We start from the raw sequence: 20,153 nt of genomic DNA on the forward strand, positions 1-20,153 counted from the left end.
CTTGTCAACCTTTTGTTTGTGGAATCATCTGTAGAGTTTGCTGTGCGTTCCTATCAGCTTAAAGAGTATCAGTTCATCATCCATTTCTATATAGACAGCTCTAATGTCACCGCCTATATTAATGCTGTATAAACCAGTATATTTACCCTTCAAAACATGACGGCGTAGTTGCGCATGATCAGGATTTTGGATAAATAGTTCAAGTCGCTCCCAGAAACGTTTTTGCTCGTTTTTCTTGAGTGCCTGAAACTGTTTCTTGAAACGCCTAGTGTATCTAATCGTCATTGGCTGCTTCCAGCCATCGCTTCATGTTTTTAGTGTCATGCACTTCAAACGCAGGGGATAGTTTGCCTTTTGCGATATCCTCAAACGATTCATCGAGCAGTTTTTCAAGTTGTGGCGTAATAGGTTCAGCAGGCAGGGTAACAGCGTTGCCTTGGGCAAAGCTGTACAGTTGGGTGTGGAGGACGCTACTCAGGGGCACGCCAAGTTTTTTGGCGCGTTTTTGAGCCAGAGCTTTAAGCTTGGGGTCTACTTTGAAGTTAATTACAGCTGTTTTCATATCTAAAAGTATACACATTATATACACTTTGTAAACACCCAAACGTTTTAAGGTACAATTATAGTGTGAAATTAAAAATAACCAGAACTTTGTCGTTTTGGAGCAGTACAAGGCGTTGGCGAGGAGCAGACTAAATGGTACGAAAAAGTACAGTTCGGGAGCACCGCAGCCAACAACGCAGTAATGACCAAAAAGGGCTACGGCATGTCGAGCTTGGCTCGGCAACAGGTAGCCAGGCGCAAAGTGTCTGGAAACACATACCACTCTGGGGGAGCTACGCGCTGCTGGTGTACATGCCGTTTCATATCTTTTTGAGCCAGTGGTTGAGCACATTTACCGGCGGTCTGGAAGCCTGGAAAATTGCCAAAGATGTAATAACGCTTGCCCTGGTAGTGGTTAGTCTGGGCTTAGTTTTATGGACCGGCGCGTACAAACAACGAGTATTTATATGGGCTGCCGGGTTGTCGGTGGCGTACGTTGCACTGCATATTATTACCTACGCCATAAACCAGGACACCACACCGGAAGTTGCGGCGTTGGCCACGGTTTATAACAATCGCCTCCTGTGGTATTTGATAATCGGCCTGAGTGCTTGGTTGCTGACGCCAAAAAGTTTCACTATCAATAAAATCACCAAGCTGGTGCTGATCGTCAGCACCATAACCGCCGGGTTAGGAGTGTTGCAGTATTTTGCGCCCGCTAACATCATGACGTATTTTGGCTACAGCTTGGATCGCGGCGTTTGGCCGGCATTCTTTATTGATAGCAAACCGGACTTGCCGCGGATTATGAGCACCGTGCGCGACCCCAACTCCTACGGGGCGTACTTAATCCTACCTCTTACTCTCCTCTGGACGCTGCTTTTGCAGAGTTTAAAAGTAAAAAGTAAAAAGTACAAAGCTCAAGTCTCAAAGCTCAAGTCTCCAGTCTCATCTATTAACTATCATCTATCAACTATGAGCAGCGCCACGCTGCTCCTCAGTGGCCTCTTCATGCTGCACGGTCTCGCGTTGTTTTTGACTTTTTCACGGTCGGCTTGGATCGGGGCATTTGTCAGCTTGGTCATCGTCAGTTTAGTGGCAGAACGCCGGTTTATGAAACAGTGGTTTAAGCGGTTGTGGCCGTTTGTGACAGCGGCGATATTCGTGCTGGCGTTTGGAATACTCATGCTAAGGGATACCTACGTGGTGCAAAACATTATCTTTCATGCCGATGACAGCACAACTGCCGAAATGGACTCCAACGCACTGCATATTCATGCGCCACTAGAGGGGTTACGGCAGGCCGGCCAAAAACCACAAGGCTACGGTCCGGGCACTGCGGGTATTGTCTCGATCCAGAATGAGTCCGGCAGCTTTTTGACAGAAAACTACTACATACAGATATTGCACGAGGTCGGCATTGCCGGACTGGCGGTCTTTGGGGCGGCGCTGTTGTTTGTAGTGCGGCAACTACGGGTTGAGAGCAAACTTGGCGCAGCTTTGTTTGCATCGTTTTGGGGCTACTTCTTGATGAGCATGATTATGCATTTATGGACCAATGAAGCAGTTGCTGCGCAGTGGTGGCTGGCGGCTGGCTTGCTGATCGGGGCGCAGATGGCAGCCAATGAGCACAAGCCAAAGCGACAGAACTGATATACTAAAAGCTACAAAGACGATTATTTTTGGTTTTATACAAACGGTTAAGGAGGGACAAACAGCAACATGAAAAAACGAGCACTTATTACCGGTATTACTGGTCAGGACGGCGCACATTTAGCCCAACTGCTGCACGATAAAAACTATGAAGTGTTCGGTGTTATCCGCGGGCAACGCAACCCGCGCCGCGAGGCTACAGAGCAGCTTTTGCCTTACGTCACCCTAATAGAAGCTGATCTAACCGATTTATCCTCACTAGTCCGCGCCATGGAAACTTCCAAGCCTGATGAGGTGTATAACTTGGCTGCCATCAGTCATGTCGGTTATTCGTTCAAGGATCCTATTTTAACTGCAGAGGTTACTGGTAAGGGCGTGCTCAACATGCTGGAGGCAATACGTCTTAGCGGCGGCGAAAAAACCGTTAAGTTTTATCAGGCATCAACCTCAGAAATGTTTGGCGGCCTAGAATACAACCGTCCAGACAAAGGCTATAACGAGGATGCTATCTTCCATCCGCGCAGCCCTTACGGCGTGGCTAAGCTATACGGTCACTGGATAGCTCGCAATTACCGCGAAAGTTACGGTATGTTCGTATCGTGCGGAATCTTATTCAATCATGAGGGCGAACACCGCGGGCTAGAGTTTGTGACCCGCAAAATTACCAACGCCGTGGCACGTATCAAGCTCGGCAAACAAGACCATATAGAGCTTGGTGATCTATGGCCTAAGCGTGACTGGGGTTACGCCGGCGACTACACAGAAGGCATGTGGCGTATGTTGCAGCAAGACAAACCTGATGATTATGTGCTGGCAACCGGTGAAACGCATTCTATTGAGGAGTTTTTGACCCTAGCGTTTAAAGAAATTGGCATTGATGACTGGAAACCATACGTCAAACAAAACCCGGCGTTTATGCGCCCGGCAGAGGTTGACGTATTGCTTGGTGATCCGTCCAAGGCAGAAAAGCAGCTTGGCTGGAAGCGCAAAGTCGACTTTCCAGGTCTCGTCAAACTGATGGTCAAACACGATCTAGAGTTAGAGAAGCTTGATCAATCTGACAACAAAATCTGATTACTGGTTAACTATGTCTTTGATGGTTTGTTCAAATGGGATTTCCGGCTCCCAGCCGGTTTCGTCACTTAGGCGTTCAAAACTGCCGTATAAATCGGCCGGATCGTTTGGCCGGATTAGTGACTGATCAACATCAATTGTAACCTTATCTTTTAGCCCCATCTCGCTCACCAACGCATCTAGCACACTTTGGCCGGTGCGGCTGGTGCCGCTGCAGACGTTAAATAAGTTGTCTTGCAGGGTTTCGGCTGTGGCCAGGTCGCTGTAGGCGCGCACTACATCGCGCACATCGGTATAGTCACGCTTGGTGGTCAAATTGCCAACAGTTACTGGCTTACCAGTCTCTTTTGCATCAAGCAGTTTTTGGTATAAGTCTGGCAGCAAGAAACCAGGTGCTTGGCCAGGGCCAACGTGATTAAACGGCCGTACGATAATACAGTCCAGCCCCTGTTTTTGGAGTTCTTGGGCGGCCTCTTCCATCATGATCTTGCTGAGTGCGTACGGCGAGCCTTCGGTTATAAGTTTGGATTCTTCAGTTAGCGGGGTCTGCTGTTTTGGGTCATAAACTGCACCGGTACTAACTGCTATCAGCCGGGCTTTTTCTTTGCTATCGAGCAGCCGTTCGCCTAAGGTAGTTAGCACCTCTACGTTTACTTTTTTATATAACTCTTCTGCACCAAAAGAGGCGCCAACATTGGCTAGGCCGGCCAAGTTTATAATCGTATCAACATTTTCTAGAGGCAGGGCGTCCACCTGGATTTTATCGGTCAGATCGCAGCTAAAATAGTCGTCCAGTTGATCGGCAATTTCAGGTGAGGGCACGTCTTCTGTACCAAGCCCGAGCACCTCAAGTTCACGCGCTTTTAGCTCGCGCACTAGGTGTTTGCCGACAAAACCATTTACTCCGGTGACAAGTATTTTAAGCATACATAAGTAGCCTAACACGACAACTGCTCCCTGCCGCAATAAAATCTATCGTCCTTGTGGTACAGAGGTAAAACCTATAAAATAGACGCAACGTGAAAAGACTTCAACAACGCTATCGATATTCCTTGATTTTGCTCAAGCAGCTGGTAAAAACGGATTTTAAATTGCGTTATCAAGGCTCCTTTTTGGGGTATCTTTGGTCACTTCTGCGGCCGCTGGCGTTATTTGTCATTTTGTACATTGTGTTCGCGCGGTTTTTGCGGTTTGGCGAAGCTGTTCCAAACTTCCCGGTTTACCTGTTGTTTGGCATTGTGCTGTGGAACTATTTTGTGGAGGTCACCAGCAACAGTGTCAGTGCTATCGTCGGCAAGGGCGACTTGATCCGCAAACTCAACTTTCCTAAATACGTAATTATTATGTCCGGCTCGTTATCGGCGCTGATCAACCTAGGCATTAACATGATAGTCTTAGCGGCCTTTATGTGGTTTACCGGAGTAGATTTAAGGATCGAGGCTTTGCTGTTGCCAATTGTGTTGGCCGAGTTGTTCGTGTTTGCGCTGGCGCTAGCCTTTTTACTCAGCGCGCTGTTCGTGAAGTTCCGTGACATTACCTACATCTGGGAGGTCGTGTTGCAAGCTGGGTTTTACGCCACCCCGATCATTTATCCGCTAAGCTTAATCCCGGATATTGCCGCCAAACTGTTGTTGCTTAGCCCGGTGGCACAGATAATCCAAGATGCTCGATACCTGTTAATTACGCCAGAAACAACCACCCTAAGTCAGTTGTACGGTACGCATCTGGTGCGCCTGATACCATTGTCGGTTATTTTGGTCATATGTATTTTTTCTGTGACGTATTTCCGCAAGCGATCTAAATACTTTGCGGAGGAGGTGTAGGTATGGCCACCAAGAAAGACGCCGTTATCAAGGTGCAAAATGTCTCTAAGGACTTTCGGTTTGCTAGCAATCGTTCTGGCACACTCAAGAGTCTGTTTACCGGATTATTACAGCGCAAAGAGGACGAAGAGGCTAAAATCCAGCACGCCCTAAAAGATATTAGTTTCGAGATCAAAAAAGGCGAGTTTTTTGGCATTGTCGGGCGTAATGGCAGTGGCAAGAGTACGTTGCTTAAGATGTTGGCGGGTATTTATCAGCCATCAGAGGGCAATATTCAGGTAGAGGGTAAGTTGGTGCCGTTTATTGAGCTCGGTGTAGGGTTTAATCCAGAACTAACCGGCAAAGAAAACGTCTATCTTAATGGTGCGCTATTGGGCTTTAGCGAAGATGAGGTAGACAAATTTTATGATGAAGTAGTGGAGTTTGCCGAGCTAGAACAGTTCATGGACAAAAAGCTCAAAAACTACTCATCCGGCATGCAAGTGCGCCTGGCGTTTTCTATGGCCATCCGCGCCCAAGCCGACATTCTGCTAATTGACGAAGTATTAGCAGTCGGCGACGCCGATTTCCAGCGTAAGTGCTTTGAGTATTTTAATCACCTGAAAAAAGTGAAAAGTACCGTTATATTTGTGAGTCACGATATGGAAGCCATTCGTCAATATTGTGATAGAGCGGTACTAGTAGAAGACAGTGTCTTAATAGAAGAAGGTAGCGCGGAAACTGTAGCACAAGCCTACACAAGACAATTCACTGAGACGCAAACTAGCGTACGCGAGGATAATTCTGGTGAAGACAATCCAAAAAGATGGGGTGAGGGCGGCATTATTACAAAATCCGTCGCAGTGGATATCACTGAACAAAAAATTACCATGACGCAAACTTTACAAGCCAATGAAGACATGAAGAGCTACATAGCCGGGATTAGACTGAAAAATACGGCTAACCAGTACATTACTGGCACAAACACAAAGATTGAACATAAAAAAGTTAACCCCCTTAAGGCTGGCGAAACGGTGGATATAATCTGGGAAATGTCGAACATACTAAGCGACGGTGACTACCTTATTGATCCAGCGGTACTTTATTCAAACGAGATTACAGTCGGGGATTGGTGGGACGATGCAGTACAGTTCACAGTTAAGAGAAACAGAAAGATACCCTATATAATAGACCCGGGTTTTAAAGTACATGTAAAGGATGTGCAGTAAACATGAAACCAATAATCTACTATGGTCAAAACCGTGAAGACCTTATTTTGTCAGCATTTTTTCCTGATGAGAAAGATGGGTTTTATGTTGATGTCGGAGCTCATCATCCAGTAAAAGATTCGGTTACTAAATTGTTTTACGACAAGGGTTGGACGGGTATTAATATTGAACCCCAGCCTAAACAACATAAACTTTTGAAACAAAAAAGACCTAGAGACATCAATTTACAGATTGGTATATCTGATAAGCCAGGCAAATTACAGCTGCGAAGCTATGCCATGGATGGGTTCTCTACCTTTTCGGATAGTATTAAAAAAGAGCACAAGCAAGGCAAAATAGAGGGCACAAAAAAATATCGTGACTATGAAGTAGAAGTTGATACGCTAGGCAATGTATTTAAAAAGCACGGTGTCAAAAAGATTTCATTTTTAAAGGTGGACGTAGAAGGTCTTGAGTATGAGGTACTTGCTGGTAATAACTGGAATAAATTTAGGCCAGAAGTACTCTGCATTGAAGCCAATCATATAGTGAAAGACTGGCGGAGTTTACTAAAGCAAAACAGGTACTCTTATGTATTATTTGATGGATTAAATGAATATTTTGTATCACACGAAGCAGAATTCCGTATAGAACTATTCAGAAAAACCTATCCAGATATTCTTGTATCATCTTCAGTTCTGTCATATGGGTGGTCGCAACAAATCGATAAACTTTCGGCGCAATTACAGAAAGTGCAGGCAACTCTAGATAATCAAATGCACGCAAACAAACAACTACAAGAAACAATCAATCAACAAGAAAAAGAGTTGCGCAGCGTAATCGCCTTGTCGAAACGGCTGGCGAAAAGAACAGTAAAAAAATTACTGCCAATAAAAAATAATTTTAACAAAGACTAGTTTTTTATAGCACGGATAATACTATCAGCCGTCTTATTCCAGCCAAATTTCTTTGCTTGTTTCTTTCCAGTCAAAGAGAACTTACTTGAGTCTGTGCTGTTAGATACCAAGTCTCTAACTGTGCGAGTAATACCCATAAAATCGTCTGCATAGATTGCCGCATCTTCAGCTACCTCTAAAATAGAAGTGTTGCGATAAGTAATGACTGGCGTACCGTGGCGCATGGCTTCAAGTACCGGCAAACCAAACCCCTCATACACGCTAGGATATACAAATGCGACTGCATGTTTATAAAGCCATTCACGTTGGTAATCTTCTACGAACCCAAGGAAGTAAACATCGTCTAAATATGAGGTGTTTCTGAAGTAATCCTGCAAAGCTGGAACCGGTATGTCAAAAGGGCCTTTGGAAGTGTCGCCGGCAAGTACAAGTTTTATATCATGGCCTTGTGCACGCAAATTATTAAAAGCAGCTACAAGGTCAACAAGTTTTCTTCTGGGGTCAGCTCCGCCCAAAAACAACAAGAACTTCTTATCATTCAGGTCTAATTTACGGGGTATGGTTCCCCAGCTTGTATAGGTGTATCTGTGTAACTGTGGGTCTTTATCTGTCTTCTTGGTTTTGCTGCCGTCTACCCCTAGCAAACAAACTTGTATTTTTTTGGCCGGCACCGATAGGCGGGTCACAAAATCTTTTTTAGTATGCTTTGAAATAGCTAATAAATAGTCAGCTCGTTTGCAATTAAACTTTAGGCGGCTTTTGTATTGCCGGCGGTGCAGGGCATGATTAAGCGCGCTTCTTCTGGTGCATCCTTTATTACGTGCAGTAGAGTAAGACAGTAAGTAATCTGCCTCCATGACGTAGGGGATCATGTCATATAAAACCAGCGCGACTTTACCTTTGGCGTGGCGTGGCAAATGTTGCTCTTGGTTAAACTGGATAAATTTATCAATATCACGCAATGAACCTAGACGCGTGTCTCCGAGGTAATAATCTTTGTAAATTCTAAACTGATGTAGGGCAACTTTAAAGGGTGCTTTGATTATAGCCGGTACAAACCTACCCAATTGTTTGGCGATGTGTTTTAGCTTGTTTCTTCTTGGATTAGCTAGTGGGTTAGGTATCGAAACAATGCTATGGTTTACGCCTTTTAATTCTAGTAAATTGAGCGCTTGATCTTTGTCTTGTTCATATAAGTACAGTACAAAATGGTGCTTAGTTTTTGCTTCTTTTGGCAGGTGGTTTATAAAGTTGATAAGCGTATAGCCAATGCCGCGCATCCGGTGCGGGCCTTGCAGCACAGTGGCGTCGATACCTATCTTCATTTGGTTTTCTCCATAATCAAATCCCAGTATTGTTGGGCACTCTTTTCCCAGGCGAAGTTGCTGGCTTGTTCCGGGCCGGCGGTTATTGTTTTAGCTGAGACTGCTTCAATGTTGTCCAGGTGGTGTTTTATGTGTTTTACAAAGCCGTCTAAATCAGTGCAATTTAACAAAACACCAGCATCACCTACAACCTCAGGCAAGGATGAATTATCCGCAGAGATAACCGGTACTCCGCATGCCAGTGCTTCAAGCGGTGGCATACCAAAGCCCTCGTAGTGGCTCGGATATACCAGCATTTTAGCTCCAGAAATAATCGCCGGCTTGTCTTTGTCCGATACATATTCAGATGGTCGTACAATATCGTAGCCATCTTTAACTAGCTCAACAATTTTGGCAAACAATGCGTCGGTCTTCCAGCCACTCACACCAACAAGCAACAAACTGATATCTTTACGGTATTTTTCTGGAAGTTTGCAGTAGGCATCAACCAAAAGATCTAAATTTTTGCGCGGCTCTAGGTTTGATAGGGCTAGAATATAGTTTTTCTTTATACCGTATTTTTGCTTTACCTTGTTTATCTCTTGCTCCGAGCGGCGGTAAAAGTAGCGTTGGTCGGCCGCAGGAGTAGCCACGATAACATCATTTTTAGGTAGGTTATAAAAACTAGCAATTTCTTGTTTGCCGTTTTCTGATATGGCAAAAACTTTCTCTACCTGCTTTATAGACTTCTTAACACCTTTGGAGAGGAAGTTAGCATTGCGCTCATCGGAGTATTGGCGGTAATGCTCATAAGACAGGTCATATATAACTACCGAAGATTTACTAAAAACTAATGGCATCGTCACAAAACGCGTGAATATGTAGTAGCCACGGCCGCACCAAAGGTCTAAAGGCGGCATAAGGTTGTGATGCCATAGCCGAGCCATGGTTCTGAATGTTATAGGCAACCGTTTGGCACGTATGTGTTTAAACTTATATGACTGGAATTTGTCTAGGGTATTGTAAGGGATAATAACCCGAACGTCTGGCACAGGGTTACCAGCAAGCTTCTCTCGCTCTAGTATGGCGTCTATACCGCGCAACGTGCCGAGAATATATTGACCAATACCGCTAAAATGCCCCTCAACGAGGCCAAGCCCTTCAAAATATATTCTTTTTTTGATCATGTACCATAACATTCTATCAAATTATTAGAGGTACACGCATCAACTACTATTTATTCATAGTCCACGTAGCCCGGACTGATTACTTTACCGCCAGTATTTTATAGCTAATTCTCATAATTCGGCACAGACTAGCATTGCCCCTGAGTATCTAAAGACAACCAGATTGTGTAAGCCATTGTTAATATGTACCGGTGTGCCAGGTTGGTCGTCCGGTACTTTTCCGGTACAAAACTAAATTGTTATCTTCCTGTAAGACCAACCTCGAAGACCCCATGCCGTTTGTATTTGTGTACCAAACAGGGTCTCCATCAGTGTTGTAGAGCACCAAATTACCGTCGCTCTGCATGGCGAGATATTTAATGTTTTCTCCAACAGTGTACGTTGCCCATAGCGCCTTGCCTTGGTCATATAACACCAAGTTCCCGTCACTTTGTATTACTAGTTTTCGTTTACGGTCAGCGGTTTCTAATTTTTGGCCGGGGAAAAGTTTATAAGCAGGCAGGGTAGGGGTAACATGTTTAAGCATGTGCGGCCTTTGTACAGTATTACTTGCCCATAAGGGCACATTATCTTCGCTATACACAACCATATTCCCATCATGCTGTACGGCGAACCAAGCTCCTGCATTGCCATATGTTCCAGTGTGCCAAACAGGGTTTCCGCTGGTGTTGTACAACACTAAATTGCCATCCCCCTGCATAACCAACCTTTTTAGTTGGTTATGGGGGCTCTTTTGCCAGATTTCTTCAAAACTACTCATTAGTCTTAAGCTCTTCTTCTCAAGACGTAGTACGTTATATCTATCAGAAGAAAGTAGATGTTCGCCAAAGTTAATTTGTTCGCCAGGCTCCAGAATGTTTTTTGTATTAGCCGGATTAAGCTCACTAGTAACATGGACTGTAAAAGTAAGTCCATTTGCTTTCATCCACTTCTTGCCCTCAACAACCATGTTGAACGATTCTTTGTATGTCCCGAGTTCTTGGGGTGCAGTTATAGAAAATTCGTAAGTACCAAAAGTGCCTGGTACGACTTCGGTTTCGGCAAGCTTAGATGCGCGCGTAGAGCTAAGCCAGCTTTCATCTGCGAAAATGCTGCTTCTATCTTGTTTGTTCCAGGTTCCTAGATGAGTCTTTGATTGTGTCCAGCTCTTATTGCCTATGTTGTGAACTTTGACTCGTATATAGGCGGTTTCACCAGGAAGGAGAGAGATATCTTTTTTTGTAAATTTTGTTGTTCGCTGAGAATTTATGTATACCTCACTTGTCTCGAGTGACCATCCATAATCAATGTTGGAGTGCGTAGACCCGAACCAGTCATTATACATGCGCCAGAAGTTCCGGTTACCGTAAGCGCTACAACCATTTCCGGTACCATAAAGATTATCCAGTGCGGCTTTGTTGGGTTGATAAGGCGTGTAGTTATAAAGCCCGGCGGTTGCTTGTGAGCGCAGAAGTAAATCGGTGCCACCACAACCAGTATTGGGATTGTATTGGACGTAGTTAACAAATCCGACGCGATAATTCGGCCCGTCAACCTTATCATAGTGTTTGTAAACTCGGCCTGCATAGTATACCTGGTTGAAAAATCCTTCATACTGGTCATAGCAACCGTTTTGATTGCTATCAACCTTGCTGGACAGTTTGGTATCTGGGCAACCATAGCCGGTTGCCTTTGTATACTGGATGCCCCATGGCCATGTGTCTTTAATCAAGCTTTGCTCCTTTTGTAGCAGTACAAGCAACACTCTGGTGCTAACTCCGCAAGCTTTGGAGACATCATGGATTATTTGAGCAGCAGGCTGATCGCTTTTGGAGCTGATCGCTTTACACAATCCTGACTCGGCAGGCTTTGACGGTGTGTTTATCCTGTAATCTTTGAGGCAAGTGTACGGTGCACGAGACCCGTAGGTCGGGCCAAGGTCATCATAAACCCGCTGTCCGTAGATAGCACGAGATGTCGTAACCCACTGGTCTCCATTCCATTCACCATCACGGTTGTTTACTTCTCCTGTGTCTGGGTTGTAATAATAAGATCGAGACTTCTCACCATCTGTATCACAAACTGGTACTTTACTATTTAAAAACGTCTGAATTTGTGAAACAGTCAAGTCGCCGGCTCTGAAAAACACCGTGTCGTCCATGATTCTTTCAGGATTGAATTGGCTGCCGGATAAGGCGCTTGTTGGTGTAGTTTGCAGGGTGGTAAATATGCCAGACAAGACGAGGACTGTCAAAAGTGTTATCGATAAGTATTTGTGTAAGGTTTTCATAATTTTTATTTTACCGTAACCTCTTTAGTGTCTGACAAACCTGAAGCTACTTCTGACGAGTATTCTACAATTGCTGTCCATTTACCGGGTGTTAGTTTTGACAGAGGTACTTTTATAAAACCACAGGAGACATCGGAAACGTTGCGTGTTGCTGTACTCGTTGCTTTAACTTCTTTGGATCCGCTTTTCAGAGTGAGTTCGCAGGTGCCACCGTCTTCAAATATGCTCGGAACACGTGCCGCAAGCTCGAAGTACTCACCAGATTGACCCCAAGAAGTAATTTGTGGGGTTACCTGGCTACTACTATTTGAAGTAGTGTTGTTTTCTTCACTGGGCTGATTTGCTAGTTCTTCCTTGTGCTTTTCAGCTTCCTGTAAATCAGTTTCGTCAATGCCTGGTTGTTCGACGCTATTATTGGATGAAGTAGCGTATATATAAGCGGCAGAAAGAATAACAAGCAACAGGGCTAGTAAAATTAAGCCGATGCGTTTATTAGTGCGCGATTTTGTAGAATATTTCATTTTTTGTTTTACTTTACGTATCTGTATGATATCATATTATTCTCCAAAAAGCAATAGCTAAAATTAAGAATTAGCGGATTGTAATTATAGCACATAATAATCAAGAAATCCTGACAACGGCATCTATCTGCATGTTATGATAAGTGGCAAATGAGAGATAGAAAACTTTTAAGAACTAGATTTCAGGATAATTTTTGGTCTTGGGTTGAGGCGTTACCTATCATATTGCCAGTATTCTTGGCTTCTTTCGGCTTGGTTATTATGCTTTTACTTTTGCTGGGAGTTTTTTATGCGAGCTACGTATATATTTCGGGCTACCAATTGCAGCGCTTTCATGTTTGATGGTCTACCGCTTAGATAAAACACCACATATCGTATGTGTTTTTGAATCTGCTTAGACATCTTTCATGATATTATCGTTATCGTATGAGGAAAACGAAAAAAACACTTGATGTTATCACAAACAAAGCAATAGACATCCTTGGCAAAAAAGAGTTATTTTATTTTATTTTATTTATTGCGGTATTCCAGGGCGTATGGTACGCACTTTCAATCATTCCTGGGATGTTTGACGAAGTAAGACATATCGACGCTATAATGTTCCAAAAAGAGCTAATAAATCCCTTTATAGATAGTCAGCCAGAGCATTGGGATATTATTGGTAATGGTATTAGAGATCCAAGTTATTTATTCTACTACCTTATGAGTTGGCCGGTCCGGTTAATTGCAGCAATTACGAACAACCAAGCTGCCCAGGTAATTGCATTGCGCTTGATTATGGTCGGGTTTTTTACATGGGCGTTATTTTTGTGGAGGAAAGCGCTTCTCAGGCTATCTATAAGTCCTATATCTATAAATGTCGGGCTACTATTTGTCGTTTTAACACCTGCAACAGCACCATTAGCGGGGACCATTAATTACGACAACCTTATATTTTTCGCTACAGCCCTGTGCCTACTTTTCTCAATAAAGGTTATTAACACAAAGAGGATAGAGATTAACTCGCTTATTGGCCTACTCGCTACCGGTATGTTTTTTAGTGTTATAAAATATACATTTTTAGCAATATTTATCCCTATTTTGGCATATACTCTGTGGCGTCTATTTTCGAGCTACGGTAAAAAATTACCCTCATTGTTGAGAAGTTCGTTTAAGCAACTATCAAGCGCCGGGAAGATAGTTGGTGTATTATTGCTCGTAATCTCTTTTGGTCTTTTTTTGGAGAGGCCGATATACAATACCGTTAGATATGGCAATCCAAAGCCCGCCTGCAAACAGATAATTGATGAACGTAGATGTTCGGCTAATGATTTGATCAAGAGCAGAATCACACTACAAAAAAATCGTCCGGCCGATTTCAAACCCAAAAGTCCATTTGAATATGGGTTGAAAAACTGGGCTCCAATAATGATTACTGGGAGCAGCCGAGTGATAAATGCCCAAACTCCAACGATCGTCATGCATTTTTTGTATTATTCTTTTGCCTTTACCGGAATAGGTATGGTTATTTATTATCTAAGAGACCACCTGCAGTTTAAAGCGAATATACTATTACTAATTGTTGTACTTACTTATTTAGCAGTACTCTTTCTTACCAATTATTCATCTTACAATAAAAATGCAGGAGTTGTGGCGGTCAATGCGAGATATTTTTTGCCAGTATTGCCAATTCTACTCGTGTTTGTGGCTGAGTCGTTTTTAAGGGCACTCAGAAAATACAGAGCAGTATCAACAGTCCTATTGACTGTTATTATTTTGAGCTTTTCGCAAGGTGGAGGGTTGATAAGTACGTTAATTGTATTTAACCAGCAGCATTATTGGAACAATAGCCTAGTAATACAGGTGAATAATAAAACAAAAAAAGCTTTGCACAATATTGTATTTGAAAGAACTCCATTTCGTAGACTGTAGCCATTAATAAATGGATGCAGTTGCGATGGTTGTCGCAGCTACGATGAGGTCATGTTGGGGAATTGTCTGTCCTGATTTTATGATGCGCAATGAAAACAGTAAACACTGATATACTAGTTGAATGAAGATAACGGTTTTAAGTAGTCTTCCGCCTACAAAAGGGGTGAGTAAATATACCGCGGGATTGCTCGGAGGTTTACACAAACACACAGAAGTTGAGGCCGTTGGATTTAAACGGATGTATCCTGAATTTTTGTATCCTGGTGGCACAAAAGACGACAGCCTAAAACCTATTTATCTAGAGGGCGTCAAAGTTAGGAACACATTGACATGGTATAACCCGTTCGGTTGGGTTTGGGCAGGGCTCACAATAAAAGGTGACGTCGTTCACGCCCAGTGGTGGAGCTACGTATTAGCACCGGTGTATGCCACCATTTTGTTTATAGCTAAGTTTATAAGACGAAAAAAAATCATCATCACCATACATAACGTAAAACCTCACGAACAAGGATTTATAAAAAACCTGGCCAATAAGATTATTTTTGCACTCGGTGATAAGTTTATAGTTCATACCAAACAGAATAAAAAAGAGCTAACCAAAAGTTTCAAAATACCAGCTAGTAAAGTAACAGTTATCTCCCATGGTGTACTGATGCCGGACGTTCCAATAAGGGACACAACCAAAAAACAGGCAAGGAAACAACTTGGTATTGCAGATAACAAAAAAGTTCTGTTATTTTTTGGTATAATCCGCGACTACAAAGGATTGGACGTACTGTTGAGTGCGCTTGCTGAAGTGAAAAAGCAAGTCCCTGAAGTCCTTTTGCTTATAGCAGGGAAACCGTGGGAAGGATGGAGTAAATATCAGAGAATAATCGATAAAAATAATTTACAAGATACCGTAAAAACCGATCTACGTTTTATCCCTGAGGAAGATATCGAGATGTACTTTGCTGCCACTGATCTAGTTGTCTTGCCCTATAAACATTTTGACGCGCAAAGCGGAGCAGGCTCATTGGCTTTACCATTCGGCAAGGCAATGCTTGTAACTGATAACGGCGGTTTAAGTGAACTGGTTAAAGATGAAGCAGCAGTCGTTGAACCAAATAGCAAAAAAGATCTTTCAAAAAAGATTGTCAGTGTACTCAATGACTCAGAATTAAGAAAAAAGCTGGATAAAGACTCTCTTGATTTGGCTAAACAACTCTCTTGGGATGAAATTGCCAAAGAAACACGAAAATTATACAAAAAACTAATGTAGGAAGATGGCTTACCCACGAACTTGTAAAACTTTGCATCTAACGGCAAATAATATTGTGCTTTTAACCGAGAGTGAAAAGCAGACTTATTGCTCCAATTGTATTACAATAACTTACTGTGTTGTTTAAGTAGTATTAACACTTATCTATGAAAAAAATTATAAAGCTAATAGCCTCAATACCTCTAGTGCGACCAGCACATAAAATGTTTAAACGGACACTCTTTTCTGTTGCTTCAATAAATAGAGTGGCAAGTACGCTATATCACCAGATATCATTTTTTACTTATAACAGGGAGCAGTATGCTGTCCTTAAGGGTGCTAAAGCGTATTTTAATAATATAAAGAAGTCTAGGCCGAGCAGGGTTGAGTTGCGCAGGAACATTCATCGTATCGAAAAAGGCTTACTCATGAGGCCCCGAAGAAAAGTTTTTGCTAAAGACTATATTTATGAAACGGTTGTATCATATAAAGCTGTTGCACAAGATATAGCAAAGGGTATTGTAGTTGATGAAAGCGAAGCTCAGTGGGCTCACGATGTTTTAGACGAATATTTTAACGTTATACAGGTAGATGGTGATAAGCAAGTTCGCAAGGCACATGACGTGTTCGAGGGGATGCAAAGGAAAAGCAAAGTAAAAACACAAAACAACAAACCGTACAATTATAAAGAAATTAAAAAGTCAGAAATAGGCTACGAAGAGTTTCTTAAGCTTTCTTTGCAACGTAGGTCAGTACGTTGGTTTAAAAAGAAAAAGGTACCCAGAGAACTAGTTGACAAGGCGGTTATCGTTGGAAGACAAGCTCCTACAGCATGCAACCGCATACCTTATGAGTTTAGGATTTATGACGATCCTGAGTTAGTACGTAAGATTGCAGGAATCCCTTTCGGTACAGCTGGTTACGCCCACAACATACCGATGATTATAGTATTGGTCGGAAGACTGGACAGCTATTTTGAGGCCAGTGATAGACATGCAATTTATATTGACGCCTCACTTGCAGCGATGTCATTCATGTTTGCCCTAGAAACACTGGGTCTCAATTCATTGGCTATACACTGGCCGGCATACGAGTTTATGGAACGTAAAATGCAAAAACTTTTAGGGCTTAAGGTTTACGAAAGACCGATATTTCTAATGGGGGTAGGGTATGCAGAGCCAGAAGGCATGATAGCTTTCTCCCAAAAGAAACCTCTAGATATTCTTAGGTCATACAATAAGATAGATAATTGAAGCCGAAGAAACTGCGATAAACAGGCTTTCCGCTAGTTGTTTTTTAGAATATTGTTTATTTTGTTTACATTTTCCAAAGAGCTTTTCTTTATCTTTTCATTTTTCGATTTTAGTGTTTTTGTCATCGAGTCGTGGTTTTCTAAGATGTCATTCAACTTTTCATTAACTGTGAATCTATCAATATATTTTGCATCGATTATATATTCCTGCATACCCAAAGTACTCATTATACCCAAAGTCTTGTGGCTATAGCTCAACGCGATGGTTGGAACGTTGGTTGATAATGCTGCTATGTTTGAATGCATACGAGAACCTAAAAAAACCTTACAGAAGGATATTATGCCCTTTACTTCCTGTGGCCCATAGTCGTCATTGAGTGCAAACGCATTTTTTCTATTTTTCATGTTAGCAAGAATGCTATTCGCCACGATTCGGTCATCCTTTTCGTCTGTAGGCCCCGTCACGTGACTAACAAATAAAACGTTAACTCCAAAATTATCTATTACATCGTCAAGAATATTTGCAAAACTAATATCAAAGTATTCTTTATTTACTTTATTAAATCTTTTTTGAATTATACCGCTAACAGTAATCCCTAACAGAGGTTTAGATAAATCGACTTTTTCTTTCTGAAGTACTTTATTTATTTTTATTTTTGGTATTGGCTCTAGTAGAAAGGCCATGTCTGACTCTAGATACAATTTGTTTTTCGGTAGTCCCAAGCTTTCTAGATATTCATAAGTAACTCTTTCACGTGCCGTAATACCAGCACATCCTCGCAAAGTTAACTTTACCAACCATCTAGTTAACTTAAACGGCCCCATAGATTGGGCGCAGATATAGACCGGTGTTCCGAGTAGATGAGCAGACATAATTGGTAAAAGGTGAGAGTAGGTTACATGAGGCCCGTAATCTTCCGTAATGGTATCTCCGCTAAGATCAATCAGTATATCGGCTTCTTTTATAGCTTTTAATTCTTTGGTCAGAAGTAAGAAATTCAGATTTATTCCGACTTTTGAGAGCGCCCAATAAATCGACAATGGCAACAATAAAAAACTAGAGCTTATTATTTTTCGACGACGAGATCTGACTATATTGTAGTTTCTATATAAATTCTTGTCATATTCTGGGAAAGGAGCGCTTATAGTAATCTCACAATTTGGCCATCGCTTTTTTAATGCTCCAGCCGTGGCGAGTTGCATCGCAGCATCACCTTTATTGTATGAGGAATAGGTGCCTGTCAATAAAAAACTAAACTTCTTATTTTCCATTCCGGTAAACCCTTAATTAAAATACTCAGTCAGACTATAGTCTACACTAATGACTTGCCTAATAGTAACCTGTAACGGGCTTTATAATCATTAAGGTGCCACTGTAATTCAAGTAGCGCATTTCTTTTGTAGCAAGTCTGTTCTAGTATAATAGAGATGAGCGATTTGTCTGTATAATGTCTATCGTAGTCTGATATTGCAAATAAGAGGAGCTTTTTTTAGTGAAAAATGCCAAACCTAAATTCAATGGTCCCCTATTTGTTATCGGGATGTCACGGAGCGGGACAAAGCTTCTCATGAATATTCTTAATAACAGTCCAGAGATATGCATACCTAGCTCTGAGTCCCATTTTATTCCTTATTTGGTAGAGAATTTCTCCAAAAACCGTTTTCCGCTTAATAAACGTGATAAAAATAAGCTTAAGTATATTCTTACAGAGGGCATTTTTTACCATGAAGTTAAGAGAGAAACTAAAGAATTTGATGAGCTGCATATCGACAGTATATTAAAAGCAAAAAATGTACAAGAAGTCATTGAAAATACCATACGCCAGACAAGCAAGGATCAATCTAAAAAAGATGCGACTATTTGGGGCGATAAAACCCCAAACAATTTATTGCACATCTGCCTCTTAAAAAAAGCTTTTCCAGAGGCAAAGTTTGTCCATATTATTCGTGACCCCCGGGAGCGTGCCTTATCGGCGCATAAAGCATGGGGAGCAAATATGTATTTATCGGCTGATCGGTGGCGTAGAAGCGTAGAGTCAGCGAGACGACAAGGTCAGGCTATAGGAGCGGACTATATAGAGGTGCAGTACGAAAAATTAGTAAATCATCCGGAAAAAGAAGTAGAAAAGGTATGCACTTTCTTGAATATTAGGTTTTCTAATAGTCTTTTATATTTCGAAGACCCCCTAGAGAACCATAATACTGCGGGGAGCAAGACCAATGCTGCACAAACAATTGTAAAAAATAATACTGAAAAATTCAGAACAGAAGTAAGTTCAGATATAGTTAAACGTATGGAAATGATTGCTAGTCCGACAATAATACAACTAGGGTATTCAAGAAAAACCAGTAACAATAAAGAGCCTTCGTTAAGTAAAAATCATAGGAAGTTTTTAATGGCACAAGATTATGTTCGCTCTGTCATGTACCACATGCGAAGGTGGGGTGTCTGGAACGGTTTACGTTTCGTCAAGTGGAGAAGTATTATAAATAAAGTAGGCAGAGCGAACAAAAATGATAATCAGCGATAAACATAAGTATGTCTTTCTTGAAACCCCGCATACAGGGTCAACAGCTATAAGCAAAGAATTGCGAGAAAATTATTCTGGGGAAGAAGTGCTGCACAAACATGCAAATTACCACGAGTTTCTTAAGGTTGCTTCACCTGAGCAGAAAAAATACTTTGTTTTTGCTGGGCTAAGGAATCCGCTCGATGAAGCAACGAGCGTGTATAGTAAATTTTTATTCAATCATAAAGGCAACTATACAAATAATAAAAAAGAACTTGACCGAGGTGGCTGGGTGACCAAAAGAAAAGTAGAAATATTTAAGCTGGTTGCTTCAGGAGGAAGTTTTTGCCAATTTTTGGAGAAATACTACCCGCGCACCTACACCAGTAATATTAATATCAATAAAAGACATGTAGATCACGTTATTAGGTTTGAAGATATCAACAAAGATTTCATGGAAGTGCTTGAAAAACTTAACATTAAACCACTAAGAGATTTGCCGGTGGTCAATAAGACAAAGAAAGAAGGTAATTTTAAAGAATATTATGACTATGAATGTAGGGGCTATGCGATAAAGATTTTTAGTCCGTTCATGAAGGAGTGGGGTTACGAGTTGCCAAAAGGGTGGCCAAATAAAAAAGTACGTGCATGGAGTCTAGGCGTCTATAGTTTTAACAAGATTGGCAGGGTTGCTTACTCTAGTCACATAAAAACTGGTCCGCTTAAAAAACTTACAGCACTTCGCAACATATTGGAATAACG

General features: G+C 41.9%; 18 protein-coding genes. 10 read left to right on the forward strand and 8 right to left on the reverse strand.

Annotated elements, in window-relative coordinates:
- Positions 1–24 precede the first annotated feature (24 nt).
- Positions 25–285, reverse strand: a complete 261-nt coding sequence (locus U5K77_01900; protein ID MDZ7744492.1) for a type II toxin-antitoxin system mRNA interferase toxin, RelE/StbE family — start codon at positions 283–285, stop codon at positions 25–27.
- Positions 275–562 (reverse strand): hypothetical protein, encoded by a 288-nt coding sequence (locus U5K77_01905; protein MDZ7744493.1) that lies wholly within the window; start codon positions 560–562, stop codon positions 275–277. Before U5K77_01905 ends, U5K77_01900 begins: the two co-directional genes overlap by 11 nt.
- 134 nt (positions 563–696) lie before the next feature.
- Here U5K77_01905 and U5K77_01910 point away from each other — a divergent pair, with 134 nt between their 5' ends.
- Together U5K77_01910 and U5K77_01915 are read left to right on the forward strand one after the other, a co-directional pair.
- Positions 697–2,196, forward strand: coding sequence for an O-antigen ligase family protein (locus U5K77_01910; GenBank protein MDZ7744494.1), 1,500 nt, complete (start codon positions 697–699; stop codon positions 2,194–2,196).
- A gap of 69 nt (positions 2,197–2,265) precedes the next feature.
- Positions 2,266–3,270: a GDP-mannose 4,6-dehydratase gene (locus U5K77_01915; protein MDZ7744495.1), complete on the forward strand. Its 1,005-nt coding sequence runs from the start codon at positions 2,266–2,268 to the stop codon at positions 3,268–3,270.
- On the opposite strand, the gene U5K77_01920 is transcribed toward U5K77_01915, so the two are convergent.
- On the reverse strand, positions 3,271–4,197 hold the full coding sequence (locus tag U5K77_01920; GenBank protein MDZ7744496.1) for an NAD(P)-dependent oxidoreductase: 927 nt from the start codon (positions 4,195–4,197) through the stop codon (positions 3,271–3,273).
- 92 nt (positions 4,198–4,289) lie between these two features.
- Between U5K77_01920 and U5K77_01925 the strand changes: the two genes are divergently transcribed.
- Genes U5K77_01925 through U5K77_01935 form a run of 3 tightly spaced genes read left to right on the forward strand, consistent with a single transcriptional unit; the run spans position 4,290 to position 7,197 of the window.
- Positions 4,290–5,093, forward strand: a complete 804-nt coding sequence (locus tag U5K77_01925) for an ABC transporter permease (GenBank protein ID MDZ7744497.1) — start codon at positions 4,290–4,292, stop codon at positions 5,091–5,093.
- A 2-nt stretch (positions 5,094–5,095) separates the two neighbouring features.
- Positions 5,096–6,301: an ABC transporter ATP-binding protein gene (locus tag U5K77_01930; protein ID MDZ7744498.1), complete on the forward strand. Its 1,206-nt coding sequence runs from the start codon at positions 5,096–5,098 to the stop codon at positions 6,299–6,301.
- A gap of 2 nt (positions 6,302–6,303) precedes the next feature.
- Positions 6,304–7,197 carry an FkbM family methyltransferase gene (locus U5K77_01935; protein ID MDZ7744499.1) on the forward strand — a complete coding sequence of 298 codons (894 nt, stop codon included), beginning with the start codon at positions 6,304–6,306 and terminating at the stop codon, positions 7,195–7,197.
- Here the strand turns inward: U5K77_01935 and U5K77_01940 are convergent.
- The 4 genes from U5K77_01940 to U5K77_01955 form a co-directional block, all read right to left on the reverse strand.
- Complete coding sequence (locus U5K77_01940; protein MDZ7744500.1) at positions 7,194–8,522, reverse strand: glycosyltransferase family 1 protein; 1,329 nt, start codon at positions 8,520–8,522, stop codon at positions 7,194–7,196. The genes U5K77_01935 and U5K77_01940 overlap by 4 nt on opposite strands.
- Complete coding sequence (locus U5K77_01945; protein MDZ7744501.1) at positions 8,519–9,688, reverse strand: glycosyltransferase family 1 protein; 1,170 nt, start codon at positions 9,686–9,688, stop codon at positions 8,519–8,521. The genes U5K77_01940 and U5K77_01945 overlap by 4 nt, the downstream gene beginning before the upstream one ends.
- A 178-nt stretch (positions 9,689–9,866) precedes the next feature.
- Positions 9,867–11,957 (reverse strand): hypothetical protein, encoded by a 2,091-nt coding sequence (locus U5K77_01950; GenBank protein MDZ7744502.1) that lies wholly within the window; start codon positions 11,955–11,957, stop codon positions 9,867–9,869.
- Positions 11,958–11,962: 5 nt separating this feature from the next.
- Entirely contained in the window at positions 11,963–12,478 is a 516-nt protein-coding gene (locus U5K77_01955; protein MDZ7744503.1) for a hypothetical protein, read from the reverse strand.
- A 426-nt stretch (positions 12,479–12,904) separates the two neighbouring features.
- Between U5K77_01955 and U5K77_01960 the strand changes: the two genes are divergently transcribed.
- From U5K77_01960 to U5K77_01970, 3 genes are all read left to right on the forward strand, one after another.
- Entirely contained in the window at positions 12,905–14,389 is a 1,485-nt protein-coding gene (locus U5K77_01960; GenBank protein ID MDZ7744504.1) for a hypothetical protein, read from the forward strand.
- A 121-nt stretch (positions 14,390–14,510) separates the two neighbouring features.
- The gene (locus tag U5K77_01965) at positions 14,511–15,650 is read left to right on the forward strand and encodes a glycosyltransferase (protein MDZ7744505.1); all 1,140 of its coding nucleotides are present in this window, start codon (positions 14,511–14,513) and stop codon (positions 15,648–15,650) included.
- Between the two features lie 146 nt (positions 15,651–15,796).
- Positions 15,797–16,882 carry a nitroreductase family protein gene (locus U5K77_01970; protein ID MDZ7744506.1) on the forward strand — a complete coding sequence of 362 codons (1,086 nt, stop codon included), beginning with the start codon at positions 15,797–15,799 and terminating at the stop codon, positions 16,880–16,882.
- A gap of 32 nt (positions 16,883–16,914) precedes the next feature.
- On the opposite strand, the gene U5K77_01975 is transcribed toward U5K77_01970, so the two are convergent.
- A complete protein-coding gene (locus U5K77_01975; protein ID MDZ7744507.1) occupies positions 16,915–18,153 on the reverse strand; it encodes a polysaccharide pyruvyl transferase family protein in 1,239 nt (412 codons plus the stop codon).
- Positions 18,154–18,374: 221 nt separating this feature from the next.
- Between U5K77_01975 and U5K77_01980 the strand changes: the two genes are divergently transcribed.
- Both U5K77_01980 and U5K77_01985 read left to right on the forward strand, forming a co-directional pair.
- Positions 18,375–19,412 (forward strand): sulfotransferase, encoded by a 1,038-nt coding sequence (locus tag U5K77_01980; protein MDZ7744508.1) that lies wholly within the window; start codon positions 18,375–18,377, stop codon positions 19,410–19,412.
- On the forward strand, positions 19,396–20,151 hold the full coding sequence (locus U5K77_01985; GenBank protein ID MDZ7744509.1) for a hypothetical protein: 756 nt from the start codon (positions 19,396–19,398) through the stop codon (positions 20,149–20,151). The genes U5K77_01980 and U5K77_01985 overlap by 17 nt, the downstream gene beginning before the upstream one ends.
- Positions 20,152–20,153: the final 2 nt, after the last annotated feature.

The sequence above is a fragment of the Candidatus Saccharibacteria bacterium genome, from assembly GCA_034521515.1.
GTDB lineage: Bacteria > Patescibacteriota > Saccharimonadia > Saccharimonadales > JAXHMH01 > JAXHMH01.